The sequence below is a fragment of the Anatilimnocola floriformis genome, from assembly GCF_024256385.1.
Taxonomy (GTDB): domain Bacteria; phylum Planctomycetota; class Planctomycetia; order Pirellulales; family Pirellulaceae; genus Anatilimnocola; species Anatilimnocola floriformis.
In genome coordinates this window covers 50,231-74,301 of record NZ_JAMLFW010000001.1, presented here as the reverse complement: position 1 = coordinate 74,301, position 24,071 = coordinate 50,231, and the positions used below count along the sequence as shown (strand labels likewise).

12 protein-coding genes are annotated in these 24,071 nt (G+C 59.7%); 3 read left to right on the top strand and 9 right to left on the bottom strand.

Features of this window, described 5'->3' with window-relative positions; all coding sequences use genetic code 11:
- Window positions 1-4 precede the first annotated feature (4 nt).
- Window positions 5-2,230, bottom strand: coding sequence for a tetratricopeptide repeat protein (locus M9Q49_RS00290; protein ID WP_254506540.1), 2,226 nt, complete (start codon window positions 2,228-2,230; stop codon window positions 5-7).
- Between the two features lie 41 nt (window positions 2,231-2,271).
- A complete protein-coding gene (locus M9Q49_RS00285) occupies window positions 2,272-3,120 on the bottom strand; it encodes an RluA family pseudouridine synthase (RefSeq protein ID WP_254506539.1) in 849 nt (282 codons plus the stop codon).
- Between the two features lie 123 nt (window positions 3,121-3,243).
- Here M9Q49_RS00285 and M9Q49_RS00280 point away from each other — a divergent pair, with 123 nt between their 5' ends.
- Complete coding sequence (locus tag M9Q49_RS00280) at window positions 3,244-4,698, top strand: amidohydrolase (protein WP_254506538.1); 1,455 nt, start codon at window positions 3,244-3,246, stop codon at window positions 4,696-4,698.
- Between the two features lie 649 nt (window positions 4,699-5,347).
- Here the strand turns inward: M9Q49_RS00280 and dusB are convergent.
- The gene (dusB, locus tag M9Q49_RS00275; protein WP_254506537.1) at window positions 5,348-6,427 is read right to left on the bottom strand and encodes a tRNA dihydrouridine synthase DusB; all 1,080 of its coding nucleotides are present in this window, start codon (window positions 6,425-6,427) and stop codon (window positions 5,348-5,350) included.
- Window positions 6,428-6,490: 63 nt separating this feature from the next.
- Entirely contained in the window at window positions 6,491-7,690 is a 1,200-nt protein-coding gene (locus M9Q49_RS00270) for a hypothetical protein (RefSeq protein ID WP_254506536.1), read from the bottom strand.
- 191 nt (window positions 7,691-7,881) lie between these two features.
- On the opposite strand from M9Q49_RS00270, the gene M9Q49_RS00265 reads away from it, so the two are divergent.
- The gene (locus M9Q49_RS00265; RefSeq protein WP_254506535.1) at window positions 7,882-9,213 is read left to right on the top strand and encodes a Gfo/Idh/MocA family protein; all 1,332 of its coding nucleotides are present in this window, start codon (window positions 7,882-7,884) and stop codon (window positions 9,211-9,213) included.
- Between the two features lie 271 nt (window positions 9,214-9,484).
- Here M9Q49_RS00265 and rpsI read toward each other — a convergent pair whose 3' ends face one another.
- From rpsI to M9Q49_RS00250, 3 genes are all read right to left on the bottom strand, one after another.
- Window positions 9,485-9,898: a 30S ribosomal protein S9 gene (gene rpsI, locus M9Q49_RS00260; RefSeq protein ID WP_254506534.1), complete on the bottom strand. Its 414-nt coding sequence runs from the start codon at window positions 9,896-9,898 to the stop codon at window positions 9,485-9,487.
- Window positions 9,899-9,947: 49 nt separating this feature from the next.
- Complete coding sequence (rplM, locus tag M9Q49_RS00255; protein ID WP_254506533.1) at window positions 9,948-10,403, bottom strand: 50S ribosomal protein L13; 456 nt, start codon at window positions 10,401-10,403, stop codon at window positions 9,948-9,950.
- Between the two features lie 194 nt (window positions 10,404-10,597).
- Window positions 10,598-11,422: a hypothetical protein gene (locus tag M9Q49_RS00250; RefSeq protein WP_254506532.1), complete on the bottom strand. Its 825-nt coding sequence runs from the start codon at window positions 11,420-11,422 to the stop codon at window positions 10,598-10,600.
- 349 nt (window positions 11,423-11,771) lie between these two features.
- Here M9Q49_RS00250 and M9Q49_RS00245 point away from each other — a divergent pair, with 349 nt between their 5' ends.
- Window positions 11,772-12,341: a hemerythrin domain-containing protein gene (locus M9Q49_RS00245; RefSeq protein WP_254506531.1), complete on the top strand. Its 570-nt coding sequence runs from the start codon at window positions 11,772-11,774 to the stop codon at window positions 12,339-12,341.
- 188 nt (window positions 12,342-12,529) lie between these two features.
- Here M9Q49_RS00245 and M9Q49_RS00240 read toward each other — a convergent pair whose 3' ends face one another.
- Window positions 12,530-22,312, bottom strand: coding sequence for an FG-GAP-like repeat-containing protein (locus tag M9Q49_RS00240; RefSeq protein WP_254506530.1), 9,783 nt, complete (start codon window positions 22,310-22,312; stop codon window positions 12,530-12,532).
- Window positions 22,313-22,677: 365 nt separating this feature from the next.
- Entirely contained in the window at window positions 22,678-23,790 is a 1,113-nt protein-coding gene (locus M9Q49_RS00235; RefSeq protein ID WP_254506529.1) for a TIGR03032 family protein, read from the bottom strand.
- Window positions 23,791-24,071 lie beyond the last annotated feature (281 nt).

The window sequence follows — 24,071 nt, the reverse complement described above, 5'->3', positions numbered from 1 at the left end:
GTTGCTACGAAGCTGCTTTCAGCTTCTGTCGCACCGCATCCAATTTTTTCAGCTCCTTGGCTTTCTCGAGCGCCGCCGCGGCCCGTTGCCAGGCGCGCTTGGCTTCGGCAGGCTTGCCTTGCTTGGCGAATGCATCGCCTAAGTGATCGAGCAGCACGCCATCGGGCTCTTCTTCGCCTGCCGCTGGATCGAAGGTGGTGGCCGACGTTAGTTCACGCACGGCTTCGTCGAAACGGCCCACTCGATAGAGCGCCCAGCCGAGGCTGTCGCGATAGGATTTGTTCTCCGGCTCTAGTTCCACGGCCCGCTGAGTCATCAGCAGCGCCCGCTGCAAATGCAAACCGCGATCGGCCCAGAGATAGCCGAGATCGTTGAGTGCGCCGGCGTCTTCGGGATATTCATCGAGCACTTGCTCGAGCCGCTCAACCGCTTGCGGAAAATCATTCGTTTCTAGCGCGAGGTTCGACAGCACCATGCGGGCACTGCGCACGACTTGCCGAGTCTCGGCGTTTTGTTTCTCGCCGTATTTCTTCAGCAGCTTTTCATATTCCGCGCGAGCTTCCGGCCAGCGCTCGGCGTGATAATAGATCCAGCCGACGCGACTTTCATAGCGAGGATTGTCCGGATTTCCCTCGCAGGCAATGCGAATGGCCGTCAGAGCTTCGTCGGTATCTCCTGCCATCGCCAGCGCCGAAGCGAGGTAGTAATTGACGACCGTCGCAATGTTTTTCCGCGGCTTGGCCGCGAGGATCTGGCGATACATCTCGATCGCCGGCCGATGCTGCTCGGCGAGGAACAAACCTTCGGCCCAATTCACTTGGAGGTCGAGCGTTTTCTGCGGCGCGAGTTCGAGCACCTTCCCAAAGAGCTCATCCGCTTCCTTCAACTGGCCGGCTTCGCGCGCCAGAATTGCAGCCGCCAGAATCGGGCCGTAGGTCGGCTTCGGTTCGGTCGACGCTGCTTGCTCGCGGGTCAACGAGATGCAGCCTTTCACCAGGCCGGCGTCATCTTTCAATCGCAGTACGAGCTTTTCAATCGAAGTCAGCGAGTTCTTTTGCTCGGCCAATTGCCCGGCAACAGCGAGCAACTCGCGATACTGTTTTTCATGCCAAAGATGTTCGATCAGCTTCGCATACCGGGTGGCATCGAGCTGCTGCTGGAGCGTTTTTGTCAGCAGCGGAATGGCAGTGTCGAACTGCCGCGTCGTCCACAGGGCATCGGCGAGTGCGAACGCCAGTGAAATATTCTCAGGCTGTTCCTTGTTGAGTTCACGCAGGCGTTGAATGAATTGCTCTTGCGCAGCGGCGGGATTTTTTTCCTGCTTGAGGATAATCTTGCGGAGCAACTCGTAGGGATCATCGCCGGCGGAGTCGTTTTTCGCGGCAAAGTATTCCTCCAAATGCTTGCGAGCTTCTTCTAGTTTGTTCTGCGCGAACGTCACGCGCGCCAGCCGAAACGCGAGGAGCGTTTTATCTTCTTTTGCCTCGTTAGCTTGTTTGAAAACCGTCGCCGCATCGTCGTATTTGCCCGCTTCGAGAAAACTCTCGCCCCACTGCGAATAGGTTTTCGCTGCGTCGCCGAGAATCGACTTTCGCGCGGCTTCGTCGAAGTGCGAGTTCTTGTCCTCCACGGCTCGGCGGAGGATGGCATAGGTTCCTGCCGCGGCTTCGTATTTTTCCGTGAGGTAATACAGCCGAGCGAGTTCGCCATAGACGGTCGCCGCCGTGATGTCCTCCGGCATGCCGTTCTTGAGTTGCGCATCTTTATTCAGGGCTTTTTCGTACAGCCCAATCGCTCGTTCATATTCGCGGTTGTTCGTCAGAAAGACGGCGAGGCGGCGGATGAGCAGATCGTCCTTGGGATTTCGTTCGGCGGCGATCACTGCATACCGCACGGCGGCATCACTCTGCCCGGCTTCAAAGGCCACGGGCACGATCTCGGCGAGCAACTGCTGCGAAGTGGAATCGTATCGCCACGCCCGCTGATAATGCTGCAGCGCGAGCGCGGTCTTCTTCTTCGCATGCAGCAAACGCCCCTGCGCATAGTGGGCCGCGGCCGTGAGTTGATCTTCGTCGGCTTCGCTACGCGCCGCGAGAGGCTTTAAAACTTCCGGCAACTCTGTCGGCGATGTAGCGTCGGTGCGCGTGATCCCGCCGAAGTCGAGTTGGGCGTGAAGCTGGTGTGTGGCAACGACCAAACCCAGCATCGCAAGGACTAGAGATCGCATCATGTTGGCTTTGCACTCCTACCGACGATCCTACCATGCAGCCTTCAGGATTGCCTTTCGACAGGCCAAAAACCGGCCGGCAGCGGTGAGGCAAAACTGCGCGGCTCGTAGCCTTCTCCGGCTGGGAGAGCGATTTTTTGCGAATGCAGATGCAAACGATTCGCCCGCGGCGGTTGTGGACCATACAGACGATCGCCGAGGATCGGCGCGCCGAGGTGCGTGAGATGGACTCGCAATTGATGCGTCCGGCCGGTCTCCGGCCAGAGGCGGACGAGTTGCCACCGGTCGGTCGCATCTTCGAGTGCATACCGCGTGACTGCCCGCTGACCGCCGCGCTCGACGACCATCATTTGATCGCGGCGTTCCTCGTGCGGACCGAGACGAGCGTCGATCGTTCCCGATTCTTCTAAGCGATGCGGCCGAGCGACGACGGCGACGTATTCTTTCTGCACGGTGTGGTTTTGAAACGCTGCCGTCAAATATTTATTGATCGGCCCTGGTCTGGTGAGAAGCAGCAGGCCAGAGGTATCTCGATCCAAGCGATGGAACAAAATTACCTCGCCAAAACGCTCCTTCGCCAAGCCGAGTAAACTGGCCGCGGGCGAAAATCGCGTCGGCTCCGAAAGGAGCCCGGCCGGTTTACTGACGACGATCAACTCGCGCTCTTCGGCGATGATCCAAGCGTCGTCCCACTGCACGGCAGCGACGGTTTTCGCGGCCGGCGGATCGGCGACTTCAATCTGATCGCCGTTCTTCACTTCCCACGACGACAGCCGCACTTGTTTGCTGTTGAGTCGTACCTTGCCGCTGCCGATCGCCCGTTGCACCGCTTGCCGACCCCAATCTGGAAACCGATCGCGCAGCACGCGATCGAGACGCGTCGGCTGGGACATTTTTTCGGCACGAAAACGAACTGGCTGAGGCATGGGGCGGCGGCGAAATTGGAACGAGGGAATTTGATCGAGTATGTTGGCGAACGGACTTCTTCGCCCAACTACTCACCAGCGATTTTAACCATGAATCGACTCAGGACTGTGCTCGCGGCGTGCTTCTGCGGCATTCTTAGCAACAATCTCCACGCTGCCGAGCCTATGCGGCCGACGCACCAAACTGCCGTCGCCGATGTGGACGGCCGGCAAACCGAGCTCAATGAAACCAACAAAGCGATTTGGGAATTTGCCGAAGTGGGTTTGGAAGAAACGCGCTCGTCGGCGCTGCTGGTCGAAAAGCTGAAAAAAGCTGGCTTCAAAGTCCGCACCGGCGTTGCCGACATGCCGACGGCCTTCGTCGCCGAGTTCGGCACGGGCAAGCCCGTCATCGGTATCCTCGCCGAGTACGATGCACTGCCCGGTCTATCACAAAAAGTTTCGCCGCAGCGCGATCCAGTCGTTGCCGACGCGCCGGGCCACGGCTGTGGTCACAGCGGCCTCGGAACGGCTTCGCTCGGCGCCGCCCTCGCGGTGAAAGCAGCCATCGAAAAGCATGGTTTGAAAGGAACCGTTCGCCTCTACGGCACGCCCGCCGAGGAGACGCTCATCGGCAAGGTTTACATGACGCTGGCCGGCGAGTTCAAGGATCTCGATGCCTGTCTCCATTGGCATCCGGGGTTTCGCAACGACGTTTGGTACGGCGAATCGAAAGCCGCCGTCTCGGCGAAGTTCACGTTCAACGGCGTGACGGCACACGCCTCGGGAAGTCCCGATAAGGGACGCAGCGCGCTCGACGGCGTTGAGCTGATGAATGTCGGCGCGAACTTCATGCGCGAGCATCTCAAGGAAGACGCCCGCGTGCATTACGTCATCACCAACGGCGGCGGCGCTCCGAACGTGGTCCCTGCGAAGGCCACGGTTTGGTACTACGTGCGGGCGAACAACCACGCCGATGTCGAGCGCAACTTTGCCTGGCTGCGCGACATCGCCGACGGCGCCGCGAAGATGACGCGCACCACGGTCAACGTGCAGATCGACACCGATTGCCATGAGATCATCCCCAACGATCCCCTCTCCGCGATCATGCTTACCAACTTGGAGCGCGTCGGCCCGCCGAAATTCACTCCCGAAGAGCACGCCTTTGCTCGGCGGCTGCAGGAGTCGGTCACGCGCGAATTCGGCACGACGTTTAAACTCGCGCTCGATGAGGAAGTCCATCGCCTCGCCAAAACCGGCACTGGAAGCGGCTCGACCGACGTGGGCGACATCAGCTGGCACGTGCCAACCGGCGGCCTGCGCACGGCATGCTTCGCCTACGACGCCCCAGGCCACAGCTGGCAAAACGTCGCCGCCATCGGATCGTCGATCGGCGAAAAAGGAATCTCGTACGCCGCCAAAGTGCTGGCCTGCACCACGCTCGACCTGCTGGAAGATCCCAAATCGCTGACGGCTGCCAAAGCCGATTTCAGCAAGCGAATGGAAGAGCGCAAATACATCACGCTGATTCCGGAAGGGCAAAAGGCGCCGAAGTCGATTCGATAGACCGCCCGTCATCGTGGAGTTTGGAGCTTCGCGACGCCCTAGACTTCCTTCCTGCCTACTCAAAACAGTGAAGCCATTACGATGACTAAAAGTGATTCTTTACCGCCTCGCCCAGAGTCGTACATCGCAGACATTGTGCGGTCCGACGGCCGATGGAGTCGGGTGTATCGAGACAGGGGGCAAATGCGCGTCGAACTCTATAACGGCGAAACTTGCACGCAAATTTTTATTTGGCTTGATACCGGATCTGGATACACGCTGACTCCTGCTAGCCGAACGTACACAAGCCATTTTCAGCCGGGTGCAAACCTGGCTTCCCTTGCAGGACAGGCGAGCCCCCTAAGTTGGAGATTGACGGGCCAGGAAGCGATCGAGGGAACACTATGTAGCCGGTACGAGGGTTCGTTGCCAGCTGAATTGGATCAGCCCATCAACGTGACTTACGTGGACAACAGCACGCATCTAACGCGCAGGTCTTACTCAATGAACCGAATTGGAGAAATCGCATTGACCGTCGAGTGGCGAAATGTTGTTGTTGGTCCTTCGCCACCAGATGTGTTCGCAATTCCAACGGACTATCAGCAGGCCCGGCAGTAGATTGTCATTTCAACCGTAGTGCACCTCGCCATGCGAGTGGATCACCAAGAGATTATCCACACGACTCTTCGCACTCGGCCGTGTCGCGGGGTTCGAAGAGTTGGGGATTGTCGTGCCGGGGAAAATGTTCTTCCACGGCGGCGAGAAATTCTGCGCGGGTATTCACTTTGCCAACCGCGCCGCGGAAGTGGCGAGCGCCGGACTTTCCCGATGCGTAGTTACAGGCAAACTTTCGCATCAGCAGCGTGCCGCGATCTTCGCCAAAGCGCTCGCAGACTAGCTCGTAGTGCTTGAGCATCCAGTCGCGCTGTTCGTCGAGCGTCGGTTCGGCGGGGACGGGTTCACCGCGGAGGGCGGCAGCGCACTGTTGAAACAACCACGGCCGGCCGAGCGAAGCGCGGGCAATCATCACGCCGTCGACCGCGTATTTTTGAAACGCGGCGATCACCTTGTGATGCGAATCGAGATCGCCGTTGCCGATGAGGGGAATCTTTTTCAGATGCTGTTTGATCTCGCTGATCTTTTCCCAGTCGGCGCTGCCGCGGAAAAAATCAGAAGCGACTCGGCCATGCACGGTGAGGGCGGCAGCGCCGGAGTTCTCGACGACGCGGGCGATTTCGTTGGCGTTGATCGAGGCGTGCGAACAGCCGAGGCGGATCTTGGCCGTGACCGGCGTGGGAGCGCAGGCTTTCACGACTCGTTCGATAATCGCGCCCACTCGCTCGGGAAAACGGAGCAAGTATGAACCGCTGTGAGCTCGCTCGGTGAGGTCCTTCACCGGGCAGCCGAAGTTGAGATCGACGACGCTCACCTTGAACTCATTGGCCAGCCGTTCGCCGACGCGGGCCAGCGTTTCGGGATCGTTGTCCCACATCTGCACCGCGAGGGGCCGAGCCTCTTCCTTCACGCCCCACAGGCGCTCGGGGTGTTCGGCTTCGTGATCTTCGAGCCAGACAAAGCTGCGGGCGCTGACCATTTCGGTGGCCAGCAAGCCGCTGCCGCCGAACTGCCGCACGATTTGCCGATAGGCGTAGTTGGTGAAACCCGCCATCGGCGCCTGCAGGATCGGCGGATCAACCTTGACGTTGCCGATCCAGAGTGGTTTGACCTGAGGTAATGTGGCGCTGCTCATCCCTGCAGTTTGCCGTGCGGGGGGCGATTGCGCCAAGGGGCGCGGTCGCAATCCTCGTGCGAATTAATCCTGGTCCAAATCATCGTCCAAGTACTCCTTCAAAAACCACTGTTTTGCGTTCCAGTCGGTCTTGAAGAAATTCAGCAGCTGATCGGCCACTTTTTTGCGGCCTTCCTGCGATGGATGCGTGCCGTCGCCGGCCAGGTCTTCGCGGGTGTAAATCAACTTATCGCTAGCCCGCGGCGTCGTGCCGTCGGCCCAAAGATAAGGCCCCCAGGTAATTCCCATCGAGCCGTAATCGTTGCCAACCGAGCCGCGGCCGCCAAAGCGTTTCATGTGATCTTGAATGATCCAGCGCACCACAAAAGCGCCTTCGTAGGCATAGGGCTCGGGATTGAGCATGCCCGTTCCGTAACCGCCGTAGATGCGGCTCGAAAGATAGACCATGCGCAGGTTCGGGAATTTCTCGTGGGCGTTTTTCAGCACGGCGAGCGTATCTTTCTCCAGCTTGCGACCGTGCTCTTGCAAATCGCCGCGGGGACCAGCGTTCGCGAGTTTGACCCAGGCGATTTGCACTTGCTGCGGACTGACCTTGGCTTGCGTGAGCAGATTCGCAGCGACTTCCCACGGCCGAGCATCGCGCGGGGCCCACTGCGCCATGGTCTGGCCACCTTGGGCACAGTCGACGATTCGCACCCGCGGCGACTTCGCCTCATCGGCATCGGCGATACGTTTGAACATCGAAAACTCCTGAGTCGCATTCGACATGCTGATCGAGATCACTCCGATCACGCCATCCTTCGCCGGCTTGCCGGCGGCGTCGAGCGGTTTGATCTTCACGCTCGCATCGGCCAAGAACTGCGAGTAATAACTCGGCGGCTTGTTCTTTCCTTCGCCGAACAGGCCGCCATCTTCGCCTTTGTATTTGTCATCGGCGGTCATTTCATTAAGCGGTTTGAAGCCGACACTCGATCTTCCTTCCGGTGGTGCTGGTGCGTCGGCGCGGGGAGTCGCAGCGCGATCGCCACCGGTGAGACGCTCGAGTTGCTGCCAGGCCTGATAAGCATCCAAGGCGCGGCGCACAAAAGCTTCTTCCTCCGCGGTGAGTTTCTCGCCTTGCGATCGTTTGCGGGCGAGTTCGCGAGCCCGGCTGAAATCGATCTTCTGGGGTTTGCTCTCGGGCTTTGTTTCCTGCGCCGAGATCGCAGGCAATGAAACCATGAACGCGATCAGCAGGATGGACCAGCGCGTGCTGTAAGTCATGGAGCAACCTCCAGGCAAGAGAAGTCTTCGATTCCGGCATCGTCGTGTACGGTTGTGGCGAACTCAATCGCCTGCGCAAAAACGCCACGGCGGTTCGCCAAAACCGGCTGTTGCTTGAGTCGCGCCCGCCGCCGTGCTAAAGAATAACGCAGTTCGACCCACCTCTCTTTCACCTCTCCTGCGAGATTCTTATGTTCCGTCGCGAGTTCATCGAACAAAGCCTGGCCGCGGGCATCATCTACGCTGGCACTCAGCATCTGGCCTATGCCCAGCCAGCGAAATCGCTCGCCAACGGCAAGATCACCATCGCCGCGGTCGGCGTGAAGGGGCGCGGCGGCCACGTGCTGACTGCGTTCGCCGGCCTGCCCGAAGTCGACGTGAAATATATCTGCGACATCGATGAAAGCGTGCTCGCGGCCCGAGTTGCGGGTGTCGAGAAGCAGACCGGCCGCAAACCGCAGGGAATCAAAGACTATCGGACCGCCCTGGATGACAAGGCGGTCGATGCCCTCGTCATCGGCACGCCCGATCACTGGCACGCCCTGCCGACGATTCACGCCTGCCAGGCCGGCAAGGATGTGTATGTGGAGAAGCCCGACGGCCACAACATCATCGAAGGGCAAACGATGGTCGCCGCGCAGAAGAAGCACAAGCGCGTGGTGCAGATGGGAACACAAGCCCGCACCGGGCCGCACCTGCTAAGCCTGATGGAATATCTGAAGCCCGGGCCGCTCGGCAAGGTGCGATTTGCGAAGGCCTGGGAAAGCGCGAAGCAACCGAGCATCGGCCACGCTGCCGATCAGGCGACTCCGAGCGGCGTGGATTACGACATGTGGCTTGGCAGCGCGCCGCTGCACAAGTTCAACCCCATGCGGTTCCACGGCAACTGGCGGTGGTTCTTCGATTACGGCACGGGCGACCTCGGTAACGACGGTGTCCACCGGCTCGACATGGCCCGCTGGGCCCTCACAACGGCTGCCGCGGCAAAGGGAGAGAAAGTGCCTGAAATGCCGCGGGCCATTTCGTCGCTCGGCGGCAAGTATTATTTCGACGACGATCAGGAATGGCCCGATACGCTGATGACCACGTACGATTTCGCGCCGGGCTATCTGCTCACCTACGAAATGCGAGTCTGGAATTCCTATCCGCTGCACGAAGAGGAAGAAGGTGCCGCCGTCTATGGCGATCAGGGCTACGTCGTCATCGGCAACAGCCGTTGGCGGGCCTTCGATGCCAAGGGCAAGCTCGTGAAGGAAGACAAAGCCGGCTACAACGACATCGGCCACGCCAAGAATTTTCTCGACTGCATGCGATCCCGCCAAAAGCCCAACGCCGACCTGGAAACCGTCGGCCATCCCTCAAGCCTCCTCTGCCATCTCGGCAACGCCGCCTGGCGAGCCGGCCGGCAGTTGAAGTTCGACAAAGAGACCTACACCTTCGTCGGCGATAGCGACGCCAATCAATTCCTGACGCGCGCCGAATATCGCAAGCCATATTTGCTGCCAAAGCTCAGCGAGATTTGACCCATTGTCGACTTTCGCTCTGCGAAAGTTGAAGGGAGATCAACACGCGATAGGCAACGGAACCCGCGCAGCGAGGTTCCGACGGCATTGCGTGCAGGTTATTGGGCTTGGCGTTTCGGTTCTCAGCGCCCAGCGCAAGATCGTAGTGATTCATCGATCGCGGAGCGAATCGACGACTTAGGCGCAATAAAAAACCCGCGATCGGTTGATCGCGGGTTTTGGAGAGGCTGATCTAGGTGGCAGTTCAAGCTGCCAGGCAATGCTCGGCGAATTAACGCTTCGAGAACTGCGTGCCACGGCGGGCACCACGCAGACCGTAGTGCTTGCGTTCCTTCATGCGCGAGTCGCGAGTGAGGAAACCGCCGCCACGGAGCGTGGGGAACGATTCGGTGTCGATGGCGAGCAACGCGCGGGAAATGCCCATGCGGATGGCGCCCGATTGGCCAGTGGGGCCGCCGCCAGCAACGCGAACGATCACGTCGATGTCGCCACGATGGCCGGTTGCTTCGAGAGCTTCGACCACGTTCATGCGGTCGGTTTCGACGGAAAAATAATCTTCGAGGGGACGATCGTTGATCGTCACCACGCCGCTGCCGGCACGCAGGCGAACGCGAGCCACAGCCGTCTTGCGGCGGCCAGTGCCGAGGGCGTCACCCGTCAGTTTGTCTTTCTTCGCTGCAACCATGTTTATCTACGCTCTATATCGGATGAATTGTCATTTGTATGAAATTGAACTACTTGACGCCCATTTCCCGCGGTTCAGGCTGCTGAGCCTGGTGCGGATGAACCGTGCCGCTGTAGATTTTGAGCCGGGCCAGCATCTTGGTGGCGAGCTTGTTCTTCGGCAGCATGCGGCGAACGGCATCACGCAAAATGCGGTCCGGATTCGCAGCTTGACGCTTGGCGGCCGTGACAGTGCGTTGGCGGGTGTAACCCGTGAACCAAGCGTAGGTCTTTTGTTCCCACTTGCGGCCGCTGAAATGGACCTTTTCGCAGTTGATGACCACGATCGCGTCGCCGGTCAACACGTGCGGGGTGTAAGTCGGGCGGTGCTTGCCCATGAGGACCATGGCGATGTCACTCGCGAGGCGACCCACGGTCTTGTCGGCAGCGTCGACGAGCCACCATTTTTCAGCGATTTCGCCCGGTTTGGCGATGTAGGTCTTAGTGCCGTAATGCGTGCCAGCCACGACGTCTCTCCAGGTGCGCTGCGACGAAAACAACGTCGCAGCCGATCTCGATCCGATTGGGGGAAACGCGTAATCTACAGGTCGCAGCCGTTTTCCACAAGAGGCTCTTCGCCCTGTTTCAAGGGCGAAATCAGACAGCTCGGCAAAACCGGAAAAACCGCAGCTCCCAACGCAAGCCATTTGCCAGAAAAGACTTACTGCGTGTCGCTCGCCGGATCTACGTCATCCGTAGCGGTTCCCATGAAGAAACTGCCGGCAAACATCGTTTCCATCATCCCGCCAGTGCCGGCGGCGGTGTATCCGAAGATCGTTTCCGCCGTCGAATAGCCCACGTAGCTCACCGGCGATTCGGTCGACTCGCTGGTCGCATACCATAAGGCAAAGCCGCCCAAGTTGATCGAATACCAAGTTCCCATCGAAGTCTCGTCGGCAAAATCGGCCATGAATCCGCCGGTCGTCAGCACTGACGAAGGCGCCTGGCCACTTCCATTGCCATTGGCGGCACCAACCGAGACATCGGCATTTCCCTCGCCGCGAGCCCGCGCTGTTGTCCAGTAATCGGCGGAGTTGGCGTCATTTGTTTGCGACGCAACTTGGCCATTGGCCCGGGCAGTGGTCCAGTAACTTGCGGGCTGGGCAGCCGCCGCCTCGCCGGTCGCAGTCGCAGTACCTGTGGTATTCGTAGTTCCCGTCGCGGGAGTCGTCGTCATGTTCTGATTCACGGAGCCCGACGTGTTGCCCGCGGTATTGCCTGTCGCGCCATTCGGATTACCGACATTGCCGAAGTCGCCGCTCGCGACCGGGTTGGTCCCATCGGCCGAAGCGTCGTTCGTCGTCGGCAGGCTCTCATCAATGTCATTGCCGTCGGTCGGAACGCCCGAGTTGTCGCCGGCCCGCGTGAAGACCAACACTCCTTGGCTCAAACTACCTGCGCGAACGACGACGACGTCGTATTGCTTGCTTGTCGCATCCCCGCTTGGACCGGGTCCCGCGTCCTGAGCCGCAGCGGCGGCGGCCATGATGAGCAATCCGCAAGCAGCCTTTATTGATGAACACCGCATCTCTTCCTCCGTTGATTTCTGTTGATTGGTGGCAGGAGGATCAGCCACAGATCCGCAATTTGCGGGCCGATCGCGCGATCCGTGCGCCAGTCGAGCTAACGCCATAACTGACAACCATTTCGCCGATGGCTCGCTGCCGTAGTTTTCCCTCGGCACGCGTTCAACCTGTCGTGGCAGTGGTCAGTTTGCAACCCAATGCGTCTGCCCGCGACGCTTCATGAGCGGGCATGCAAGTTGCTTTCGCTAAGGCACGCTATCGCGATTCAATTGCGAATCAAAAAACAACCAACTAGCCGGAGACCGCCGCATGTTTGAGTTCCTCCAAGCCAATCCCGCCGTATCGATGCTCAAAGACGATCACGACCGCGTGAAGAAACTCTTCGCTCAATTCGAAACCGCGAAGACTCGCCCGGCCAAGCGTAAGATCGTGCGCGAGGTACTTACCGAACTCAAAGTTCACGCTGCCATCGAAGAAGAAATCTTCTACCCTGCCGTGCGCAAGCCGATCGGCAAAGAGATCATGAACGAAGCCGACGAGGAGCATCACGTGGCGAAATTGCTGATCGCCGAACTCGACGCGATGGACGGCTCCGAAAGCCACTTCGACGCCAAGTTTACGGTGCTCGCCGAAAACATCCGCCATCACATCAAGGAAGAAGAAAACGAAATGCTGCCGAAGGCCAAAGGCGTGAAGGTCGACTTCGCCGCACTGGCCGAAAAAATGATGCACCGCAAAGAGCAACTACTGCAAAACGGCGTTCCCGCTGTCGGTGAAGAACGCATGGTCCGCGCCAGCCGTGGCCAGGGAGACTCGCCCGCTCAAGCGGCGAAACGAAAAGCCCCGAAGAAGGTGGCCAAGCGAAAACAGCACGCATAGCCCAGCAGAAACGAACAAGAAACAAAACAGGCCAAACGCAATCAATCACGTTCGGCCTGTTTTTTGAGAGATTCTGGACCACGTAGCCGCCACACAGACATACGCCGAAGCGCGATCTGGATGTCGCTGAATCCCGCCGCTATCCGAGACTCGGTGAAGTCACCAGCGGTCAGTTGATCGACGATGCGTCAAATGTTGTTTTTCGCAATCTCAGTCCCAGGTTTGTTCAGATCCGGTAGTTTATCTTTCGTCAAAACCGAACCAGTCAGATTGGCGAAAAACAAATCGAGAGCTGTGCTGCCGCCGGTCAGCGTATCAACAACGCCGTCGGGGTTGAGTTGGCCATCGAGATCCGACGCCAGTTGAACTGACCGCGTTGCGTACGGAGCATTGATAGTCCAGTGGGCGAGCAGATTGGCGAGCTCGGCGATCTGCAGATCGAAGTCGGTCGAGCTATCGATGAGCAGGTCCTGGCCGAGGCCGCCGGTCAGGTTGTCGACTCCCGCGCCGCCGATCAGGATCGCGTGACCGGCATTTACTCCTGCCGTGGGGACGCCAGTGACCTTGAGCGTGTCATTGCCGTTGCCGCCGACGAGCACTGCCGGGCCGCTGCCGGCCGCGAGCGTATCGTTTCCTTCACCACCAAGCACGATGGCCGTGCCGGCCCCGCTCGTCAACGTGTCGTTGCCACCTTGGCCGTCGATCAGCAACTTGCCGCTGAACGTCGAGGCGTTCATGGTGTTCGCCGCGGCGCCGCCGATGAGTTCGGCGGCTTCAAATCCGTTGTGCGTGATCGTTCCCCGTCCCGTCCGCGTGACGCTCGTATTGCTCAACGTCGTCGACGAGCCGTTGTCGATCACCGTGAGCGTGTCGGTGCCAGCGCCGGCAGCCAGGTTGGCTGTGCCCAGCCAATTGTCGATGGTGAATTTGCTATCGACCGCGCCCGTCGTCGACGTGAGGACTGCATCTTCGACGGCACTGAGATTGATGCTTGGTTTGCCGGTTCGCTGCAATAGCGTGGGCGTGAGCGTGAAGTTGTCGCTGCCGGCGGCTTCGATCGTATCGGTGCCACCCGCCCCATTCACGGTCAGCGGCCGAGACCAGCCGGTGACGGTGAACTTGTTGTTGGTCGCACCACCAGTCAGCGTTGCTTCAGTAATGCCAGCCATGGTCACCGTCGAAACGGCCGTTCCGGCAGTGCGCGTCAGCAGAGCATCGGTCAGCACGAAGTTGCCGTCGCCGATGTACATCAGCGTATCGTTGCCACCTTGGCCGTTGATCAGCACATTGGCGGTCACATTGCTAAAGACGAGATTGTCAGCACCAGTCGTGCCGGTCAACTCGATTTGCTCAATTTGGCTGTAAGTATCGGCGAACAATCCCAACCGCAGGTTCGTCGCGGTGATGATCGCCGCGCCCGGCTGCTCGATGATCCGATCAAAGTCAGCACCGCCGACGATGTTATCGTTGCCGGCTCCACCGATGAAAATATCGTTGCCGGCATTGCCAGCCATTGTATCGGCGCCATCGCCACCGATGATCGTATCGGGACCGCTGCCGCCCGAGATCGTATCATTGCCCGCGTCGCCATAGATGGTGGTGGCTTTGGTGATCGGCTTGGCTGCTGTCGATTCGACGACGATCGAATCATTGCCCGAGCCGCCGTAAATGACGATTCGACCAAATGAAGCGAGTTGGAAATTGCCGACAGCAAGATTCGGCGCGATGTAGACCGTCACCACACCTGTGGCAGTCGTGCGCACGACGATCGCGTCGTTCACATTGTCACGGCCATTGATGACAAGCACATCAGGATTCGATGGGCCGGGATTCTCCGGATCATCGATGACCTGTGCAGAACCTGGCGCGAGCGGTTGAATCGTGAGTTGGTAGTCTTCCACTTCGCCACTGTTGGCGAGACCAGTCGGAGAGCTAACGCTCGTCGAACTGATGCGGAAGCGTGCGAAAGTCGTTCCTGCGACCGCACTATCGGGAACTGTCACGATTAGCGTGTTCAAGCCTGAAGCAACGTTCAAGCCGCTGGCAACCCGTTCATTCGAATCGAAGATGTTGTTGCGATTAAAATCGATCCAAGCATCCACAACACCCGCCGCGCTGGCATTGATGGTGATCGTCGAATTGAACCTCGGCACCAATGTTGTCGAGCCGAACGTCACGCCATCTTCATCATCCACGCCGTTCGTGTCGTCGCCGGTAGCATTCGCGCTGAACTGCGAAGCATTTTCTGTATCACGCAGCGCACCCAACTTCACTCCGCCGTTGATGGCCAGGTGCTGAGCAATCCCGTAGCTGGCCGGCGCATCGCCGAAGTCGAATTTATCGACTTCGGTCAGGTTGATGACGATGATCTTGGTATCGCTCAATTCGCCATCGCTGACTTGCACCCGCAGGTTGAACGTCGGATTGGTGGCGAAGACCAGCGCGCTGCTATTGGAAACGGCAATGACGCCAGTATTGCTGATGGAGAAAGCGCCGTCGGTGTCTCCATCCACGATCGACCAGTTGAAGGATGTCGTGCCGTCGGGATCGCTCGCCGAAAGCGATACGACCGTGGTGCCATTACTGGTGAATTCGGGAAGTGAAATCGGGCCGGCAGGATTCAAGGTTGGCGGATCGTTCTGCGCGGCAATGTTGATCGTCGCCGTGTCGCTGCCCGTCAGCGCATCGCCGCCGGTATTGCCGTTGTCATTAATCGACAAAGTGAGCGTAACGGCTGGGCTCGGCGCGTCCAGATTGTTGAAGTAGCTGAGCGTGCTCGTGCCGTCGCTATTCAGCAGCGCGTTGATCTGGGCGATCGTGCCCTTGATCGTGACACTCCCTGTTCCGCTATCCGAAATAGTCGCCCCACTCGTGCCGGCAGTTGACGAGAGTGTTCCTTCGGTGACCGTGAGTGTCACCGTCATGCTGCCGCTGCCGGCGTCGGGATCGCTGACGGTCAGGCCGCTGTTCTTCAAATTCAAAATGGTCTGTTCCGACGCGTTGTAAGTCGACGGTGTGATCGTTGCTGTCGGCGGATCGTTCACTGCCGAGATGTTGAACGTCGCCGTGTCGCTGGCACTAAGCGAGTCGCCGGTCCCTGTGTTGCCACCGTCGTCGATCGCCAGCGTCAATGTCGTGTGACTGCTTGGGGCGTCGTTGTTGTTGACGTGGACAACGGTGCTCGTCGCATCGGTGTTGAGCAACGCATTGATCTTCGCGATTGTCCCGACGATTGTCACGCTGGCCGTGCCGCTGCCCGAAACCATCGCGCCACTGCCTCCCGCCGTGACGTTCAAAATTCCGTCGGTAACAGTCAACGTCACCGTGACGGCATTGCTCCCCGCATCGACATCGCCCACCGACAAGCCATTATTCTTCAAGTCGTATGTGAAATTTTCATTCACATCGACGCTACTCCAGGCGATCGTCGCCGTCGGCGCATCGTTCTGGGCAGCAATATTGATCGTCGCCGTATCGCTGCCAGTCAACGCACTGCCGCCGGTGTTCCCCTCGTCGTTGATCGACAGAGTGAGCGTGACGGCTGGGTTCGGCGCGTCGGAGCTGTTGAAGTAACTAAGCGTGCTCGTGCTGTCGGAACTCAGCAGTGCGTTGATCTGAGCGATGGTTCCCTTGATCGTGATACTTCCTGTTCCGCTATCCGAAACAGTTGCCTCACTCATACCAGCCGAGGCAGTGAGTGTTCCTTCCGTCACCGACAACGTCACCGTGACGCTGCCACCGAAGGCATCGACGTCGGCCACCGCCAGGCCGTTGTTTTTCAAGTTCAACGTTGTTTGTTCACCCACGCTGTAGCTCGTCGGCATGATGGTCGCCGTCGGAGCATCATTGATCGAGGTCACGCTGACTCGAAAATTGGCCGACTGCACCGAAAAAGCTGTGGAGCCACCGGTTGCGGTCGTATTCGCACGGCTGGGCAGCGAATAGGCCGATGGTACCCCTGATGTCTGATCCCACCCGCGGAACGTAAAGCTCGGATCTTCGCCATTGATCTGGTCAGGCACATAGCGAACTTGTGAGCCGCTGCTCAGCAGCAGCGACTGCGCGGTCGTCGTCGTTCCAAACGACGTCCAGGTGTTTCCGTCGGTCGTGTATTGCCAGTCGCCGTTGCCAGTGCTGCTGATTACGGCAATACCAGAGAGGCCCGCCACCGCCGTATCGGAGTAGTTCAATAAGCCCAGCATCGAGGAAACACCCGCCACCGCCGAGATTGCATCTTCCGTGGTCGGGGCAATCGCGACTATTGAGCTGTTGATCGTCGGCGCCGCATTCACCGTCAGCGTGAAGTCCTTGCCGTTCGCGCCGCTGGTGTAGTCGGAGTAGAAGAGGTTGTTCACGCTGTTGTAGGGAAGTGTCACCGTCGAGTTATCGGCAATGTTGCCAAACGTGCCGCTGATGCCATTGCCATTCACGTGAATAATGCCCAGTTGCGTCCCCGCTGAGGGAGCCAGGCCCAGCGTCAGATTCAGCGTGTTGGGCGTCGCAGTGGTGACGAAGCGAACGGAGTTGCTCCCCGCACCGTTCGTCCCCGTGATGATCGGCGCGTTCGCCGAGGCGACAGTCGATGTAATCGCCGTGGCTTGGATGAGCACACCGTCGTTAGAACTACCAGAAGAGCTCGCTCCACCCGTGCCAGCAATCGAAACTGCTCCGCTGGAAGTCACGATCGCATTGAACAGCGACACACCTTGGTTCTGCGTTCCACTGCCACTCCCCGCCGTACCGGTCATGGTGACTGCACCGTCCGCGGCGATGAGCCGGCTCCCGCTGATGAACACTCCGGAACTGCTGCTGCTCCCCGCGCCTGTCCCTTGGATGTTGATGTTGCCGGTGGAAGTTGTCTGCACGAGCGATCCGCCCGTAATCATCACGCCGTGATCGGCACTTCCCGTTCCCTTGCCAGTGCCGTTCATCGAAATGCCGCCGGCGCCAGCCGTCGTCTGAGCACCGAGGTCGATCTTCACACCAACGTTATTGTTGGTGGCGCCACTTGGATTCGTTCCGCCACCCGTGCCGGTGATTGTCAGCAATCCCGTTTGAGTGCTCACCTTCGTATCGGTGTCACTGATCAACACACCAGGAGAATTGTAAGTGGAAGTTGCGCTGCCGGTGCCGGAAATGGAAACGGCGCCGCTGCCGGTGGCCGAAACAAGTCCAGCGCCGAAGATTTGTACGCCGCGCTCATTCGAACTCCGTCCACCGCCGGTGCCGGTGATCGTGATCCCACCATCGACCGTCGTCACCTGGCCGTCGTTACCAATCGTCACGCCGTGATTGTAAGAGTTGGGTACGGAGGTAGAGCTGCTGCCGCCGCCGTATCCCTTGAAGGTGAGCAAGCCAGACTCGGTGCTGACCTTCGTGCCGGTTCCTTCAACGCGCACGCCATAATTGCGAAATCCAAAGGCTGCCCCGGTGCCCGTGATGGTCACTGCTCCGCTGAGCGTTGCCGATACGGTAGCGCCCGAAAGGACGGCCACGCCGTCTTCGATCGTCGACGCGCCCCCGCCAGTGCCCGTGATGTTCACGCCGCCGTTGCCCGCGGTCACCTGAGCGCTGGCCATAATGACCACGCCGCGGTTGGTGGAGTTATTACCACTTGGTGCGGCGCCGTTGTTGGCAGTTCCGGTGATGGTGACCAGACCATTCTCCGCGGAAACCTTAGTGCCGCTATCGCTCACCATCACGCCGTAGTTCTGAGTAGTGCCGTTTGCGCTGCCGGTTCCCTCCACGTAAACGGCGCCGCTCCCTGTCGCAGCCACCAGCGAGCCAGTGGCGATGTGCACACCCATTTCAGTCGAAGCAGTTCCGCCGCCGTTGCCAATGATTCGAATTCCGCCATCACCGGCGCTCACCTTCGCGGCGACGCGAAGATTCACGCCAAAATTGTTCCCCGCGCTGCCGTTCCCACCGGTGCCCGTGATCGTGACCTGGCCCGTACCGGTGGTCTTCACGGTCCCGCCATTCACATCTACTCCATAGTTGCTGTAGCTAGCCGCGGGAAACGCTGTCCCTGTCAGCGTGATGTTGCCGCCGCCGGCATCGAGCGTCGCGCCGCTGCGAACGCTGATCCCCAGACGCCTGCTCGGCACGTTGATCCCGAGACCGGTCAAGTTGATCGCACCGCCATGCGTGGCAATCGAAGCGTCCACGAGCACAGCCACCGAGCCGCCGGTGCTAGTTAAATCACCGGTGATATTCGTGGTGCCGATATCCACCACGTCGCCAGCGCCGGCTCCCAGATCGAGCGCTACGCTGCCGACACCGGTGCTTGTACTACCGAGACCGAAGTTCAACACATCGTCGCCGTCCAGGGCGAATACTTTGAGCGTGTCAGCCGGCGCATTGGCAGCCGCCGTGTTGATCGTCACAAGCGTGGAGCCGCCGCCGGTGAAGTTTGGATTGGCAACCGCGTCGCCGGTGAGCGTGATCGTGGAATTGGCAGAGATCTGGACGGTGTTGTTCGCAGTGGTGGCGATGGCCAATTGGTCGCCCAAGTCACGCCCAAACACGCGCAGCGTATGCGACTCCGCCGAGTAATCCACATACACAACCAAGCCCGCAGCGAGGCCTGTCCCCTGAATGGCGAAGTCATAGGTCCCTTCATTGGGATCGTCGTTGGCGATGGTCACCGTCGCCGTGCGCAGGCTATTTGCACTCGGAGTGAACGCGATCTTGAATGTCGTGCTGCCACCCGGACTGACGGTCGCGTCTGGCGGCGTGATGACGGTGAAGTCGCCTGCATTCGCGCCGCTGATCGACACCTTCGGCGTGCCGGTGAGATTCAGCGCGGCGCTGCCGGTGTTGGCAATCGTGAACGTGCGCACGATCGTGCCGCCGGCCACGGTGTTGCCGAAGTCGGTCGAGTCTGTGGTCGACGGGGTTGTGTCGCCGTCGACGATGGAGACGCTGTTGCCGCGCACATCAATCTCGGGGACGACGAGGCTGAAGGATCTTTCGCTGCTCCACGCGCCACCTTTCAGCGCGGTGTCGACGGCTTGCACTGACCAGTAATACGTCGCGCCCGAAGTCAAACCGTTCAGCGTGTAACTCGTCCCTTGGATCGGCCCGCGCGCGGCAATCCGCCGCACACCGGTTGTTGCATCGGCCATCGATGAGTAGACATCGCTCCCGCCGGGAGTCGTGCCGACGCGCAAGTTATACGACAGACCTGTCGCCGGCGTTTTCGCATCCGTGGTCGCAGCCCACGAGAGCGTCGCCGAGGTCGTCGAGTTGACGGTCGATTGCGGACCTGTCGGCGCCACGGGGGCCGTGTCGGTAACCACGGTATTGTTCCGATAGATTTTGGCGATCGCATCGCTGGCGCCACCAACCCGGCCCACCTGCAGGATGTCGAGGTCGCCGTCATTGTCGAAATCGGCGGGCGTCACCGTCCCGTAAGACATGCCGGTCAGGCTGGAAGTGAGCGTAAAAGCGCCGCTCAGATTGCTGTAAACACTGGCTTGCAATTGAAGGCTCGAATTGCGACCTGTCATTACCAGGTCGAGATCGCCATCGTTATCGAAATCGCCCCAGGCAATGGAAGCATAATCGAGACCAGGCAGACCGGCATTGATGTCGGAGAAACTACCGCCCCCCTCATTGCGATAGACCCGAGCGATCGCGCCAATGTTGGATCTGCCGGTCAGAACGATGTCGAGATCGCCATCGTTGTCGAAATCGCCCCACGCAGCGTCCCCTCGATAGACGCCCTGAATTGCGACTGGAATGTTGACAAACGCGCCATTCCCACGGTTCTGATAAAGCCGGATCGTAAAGGTGCCGTTCTGATTGCCAGTGGCCAGCAAGTCGCTGTCGCCATCGTTGTCGTAGTCTCCCCAGGTGAACGAGCCGTAAGCACTCGCCTGAAGTCCTGCATTGATATCCGAGAACGTCCCGTTGCCGTTGTTGCGATAGATGCGGGAGATGGTGGTGTTATCTGCAACTCTCCCCTGAATGGCCACGTCCAGTCTGCCGTCGTTGTCGTAGTCTCCCCACGCCGCGGATCCGTAGCGATTCCCCACCAAGCCTGAATTCACCGGAGAGAATGCTCCGCCGCCGTCGTTGTGATACAAGTGGGCAACAGACGCATTTGATCTCGTACGGCCCGTGATCAAAAGATCGAGGCGACCGTCGTTATCGTAGTCGGCCCAAGAGACAGAGCCGTTGATGATGGGAATGAGCGAGGCGCCGATATCCACAAAGCTACCGTTGCCGGTGTTGCGAAAGATCTTCGCGAGAAAATCGCCGTTGTAGCCAATCAAGGCAACGTCCAGCAAACCATCGTTGTCGTAATCTCCCCAGGCAACCGTCGGCGTCCCTGTGTTGACGCCTGGCAGCCCGAGCGCACCGAGATCGGTGAAGTCGGTGAGGAACTCAACCGCGCCGAGATCGACCGTGCCGTCGACTTTGCGACTGTAGAGACCGCCGCGCTGATCGGTCGTCAGGCTGTAAGGCGCCTGCGTCGTATCGATCCCCAGGCCGATGGCAACGCTTCCGGCACCGAGTGCCATGGTTGCCGTCGGTCCCCCATTTTTCTGCAACGCTCCAAGTTTCAGTGCGGCTGTTGTGGTCGTGCTCACGCCGCTTGGCAGCCCCGACGTTTGCGTGCCGAGGTTGTTGGAGCCGCTGAACGTGCTGTTGTTGTTGAAGAAATCGCTGCCGCCAACGCTGTTGGCAAAAATCGTGTTGAAACTCGTAACAACAGCGCCACTGGCCATGCCGATCGTCGCACCAGTGTGCGTGCCGCTCACGTAAACATTATCGAGTCCCAGCGTAAAGACCGCGCCCCCTAGTTTCACGCCGGGTGTGCGTGTAGCGGCAATGGGACCGCCGTCAAGCGTATTGGCCGCCAGTGTGGAGTTGCGCAGATTGAGAGTACCGTTGAGGTTGAAAATCGCTCCGCCGAAGGCCGAACCGTTGATTCCGCCATTAGGTCCGGCCCCTCCAATCGCGGAATTCTGCGCCAGGGTGCTATTGGTGATACTGACGGTTCCGGCCGCGTTGAAAATCGCGCCCCCCATCCCACCGCCACCACCGCCGAGAGCGTTGCCGGCTGCGGAGGAACCGCCAAAGCCGCCGTTACCTACGCTATTTCCGCGGCCACCGCCGCCGCCGAATCCGCCGTTGCCGCCAGCGTAACTGCCCGCACCTCCGCCGCCACCACCAAATCCGCCGGCACCGCCCGCGACCAGAGAACCGAAGCCGCCACCACTGGCGAAACCGCCGGCAACGACTGGATAGCCGCCGCCATTCGGCCCACCGCCAACGCTACTCGTGGTGCCCAAACCCATGCCGCCGCCCCCATTGCTGCTGCTGCCGCCGTCTCCACCCTGCGCCAGGTTGCCACTGAGGGTGCTTTGCACCAGGTTCAACGTCCCTTGATTGAAAATAGCGCCGCCCAGCCCCGCTCCACCACCGCCACCTGTGCCCCCTTGCGCTCGGCCATTGCTGAGCGTCAGCGCATTCAACGTCAAACTGCCGGCAGACGAGACGTAGAACAAACGCTTATCGTTGTTGCCGCTGAGCGTAATGCCGTTATTGGTCGTCGACCCTTGAATCGTGATCGGGGATGTGATGCCAAACGCGCTGGGCCCGGCAGTCGTATCTCCGACGGTGTTGAGCGTTATCGTCGCTGGCCCGGCCGCCGTTAAACTCGAGTCAAAGACAATCGTGTCGGCAGCGGTTGATGCATTGGCATCTGCGATGGCTGCGGACAAACTCGTCGCGAGATAAGGGTCGCTCAGCGTGCCGGCGTGCCCCAGAACGGTCACCGAGCCTCCCGAGCTCGCCAAACTGGTGACGGAATAGACCGCCATCAGCCGGCGATCTTCGAGTCCTTCGGCCAGCGGCAAAAAACGCCGCGCGTTTCTCTCTGCTGCGCCTCGCAACCGCCGCGCACGCCGTTTGTTTTGCTTCGATGCCTGCGAGAACCAATGCGAAAACCAACCAGCCATCTTGTCCACCCTAATCATTGAAGAAACGCAAACTCACAGGCATTTCGAACAGGTCGTTGATTAAAAACTCGATTTGATTGATCGCGAATTGCAATTCGCTGCGACCACCGGCCTTGTGCCGGTGGGGCGATCACTGGCCAGCTACAGCAATGAATGCCCGAACATCCGCGACCACGGGGCTCGTCCCCGTGGAGCGCTCACTGACCGGCTAAGTAGCCGTGCAGTGATGGCCCCACCGGCACAAGGCCGGTGGTCGCCGGCGCCGCTTTGTCATTGGGTAGCAATCCAGTGAGCGCTCCGCTGGGACAAGCCCAGCGGTCGCGAAATAAGGAGGTTGATTCATTGCCAATCCTTTCTGAGCAGATTCACGAAGCACGTGAACGGAGTTCCGCGGGAACTCGCCCTAGCGCTTGATCCGGCAACACAAACGAATCAGCGATCCGCTTCAGGTCGTCATTCACCAAGTCGGGATAGCGAATGCCGTGCAGCACTTGCACGGCGAATATCTCTTGCAGTGCATCTTCGAACTGCAAATAAGCGACTGTCTCACCGGTATTCAGATCGACAACCCACACCCCGCAGCGGCGCTCGCTCACGGGTCGATCGGCGATCGGAATGCCGCTGAAGACCGCGCTCTCGCGGACTTGCGACAAACCGACAAATGCCAGGTTGCCGACAAAGTCGAGCCCGCGCGTGAAGCCCGGCAACTCCGCGACGCGCTCATAGCGCCGCGTGTGCGGATCGACATAACCCAAGCCACCGTTGCCCGAGTCGAGCACCCACAGCCGGCCGTTGTGCCACCGCGGCGAATGCGGCATCGACAAACCGCGCAGCAAGACCTCGCCGGTTTCCACTTCAATCAGCACGCCGCCGTCGCGCTTGTTCGCCCGCCAGCCGGCAGCCGTGTCGGTCTCACCCAGTGCGGTCACAAAGGCAGGTCGGCCATCGACCAAGCACATGCCATTCAAATGGCAACGATCGTCAGGTGTCAGCGCGGTGATAAAAGGAGGTTGCCAGCGCGGCACGAAGGAGTGGAGTCGATCGAGCGTGCAGAGGCACGAGAACCGCGTGTTCACAAACCACAGCTCGGGCTCGGCCGCGGCAGTTCGTCCCCAACCCATCTCATGAATCTGCACATGGCCCGTCGTATGACTGCAGCGCGGCACAAAACAAGCGTCGTGCTTCCCCGCCGGAGTCAAACGCTCGGCTACCGCCCGCACGTTGTCGTACTCCCAAACCTCTAGCCCAGTCCCAATGGCCAGCCGGTCCCCGTCGAGCGCCAAACCCATCGGCTGACGAAACTCGCGAAAGTGCGTGTTGAGCTTTCCCTCATCCGCCCGCATCAACACCAGGCGATTGGCCTGATAAGTCGTCACGGCCAGCGAGATGCCCAGCTGCTCAAGCAGCCGCGGTGCGTTCTCGGTATGGACGCTCCGCAGCGACGGAGCTGGAGTCGGCTCGAGGGAATGAGTGGTCAAGGCAACACGCGCTTGCTTTCTGGTGAGTGCTTCGATGTCGATCCTGCTGCCGATAAGAACACCGGATACTAATTGCAACTTACGAACTGGCAAATGGGTGGGCGAAGTAATCCCAGCCCGTTGAGATTTGCCTAACCCTTAGAAACCGGTTGCGGGCGAAACATAACGCGTGCAACTGGAAATTAACGTAAGTTCAGTGCCACTCCTTGCGGGTGGCATCCATTAATCGCGAGCAGAAATGCGCGCATCTCTCGGCAAACTCGCATTTCCCCCACCCAGAA

What these genes read in the sequence shown, in the direction of transcription:
- M9Q49_RS00290 (WP_254506540.1), bottom strand. Translation starts at nt 2,230, where the DNA reads ATGATGCGATCTCTAGTCCTTGCGATGCTGGGTTTGGTCGTTGCCACA.
- M9Q49_RS00285 (WP_254506539.1), bottom strand. Translation starts at nt 3,120, where the DNA reads ATGTCCCAGCCGACGCGTCTCGATCGCGTGCTGCGCGATCGGTTTCCA.
- M9Q49_RS00280 (WP_254506538.1), top strand. Translation starts at nt 3,244, where the DNA reads ATGAATCGACTCAGGACTGTGCTCGCGGCGTGCTTCTGCGGCATTCTT.
- dusB (WP_254506537.1), bottom strand. Translation starts at nt 6,427, where the DNA reads ATGAGCAGCGCCACATTACCTCAGGTCAAACCACTCTGGATCGGCAAC.
- M9Q49_RS00270 (WP_254506536.1), bottom strand. Translation starts at nt 7,690, where the DNA reads ATGACTTACAGCACGCGCTGGTCCATCCTGCTGATCGCGTTCATGGTT.
- M9Q49_RS00265 (WP_254506535.1), top strand. Translation starts at nt 7,882, where the DNA reads ATGTTCCGTCGCGAGTTCATCGAACAAAGCCTGGCCGCGGGCATCATC.
- rpsI (WP_254506534.1), bottom strand. Translation starts at nt 9,898, where the DNA reads ATGGTTGCAGCGAAGAAAGACAAACTGACGGGTGACGCCCTCGGCACT.
- M9Q49_RS00250 (WP_254506532.1), bottom strand. Translation starts at nt 11,422, where the DNA reads ATGGCCGCCGCCGCTGCGGCTCAGGACGCGGGACCCGGTCCAAGCGGG.
- M9Q49_RS00245 (WP_254506531.1), top strand. Translation starts at nt 11,772, where the DNA reads ATGTTTGAGTTCCTCCAAGCCAATCCCGCCGTATCGATGCTCAAAGAC.
- M9Q49_RS00240 (WP_254506530.1), bottom strand. Translation starts at nt 22,312, where the DNA reads ATGGCTGGTTGGTTTTCGCATTGGTTCTCGCAGGCATCGAAGCAAAAC.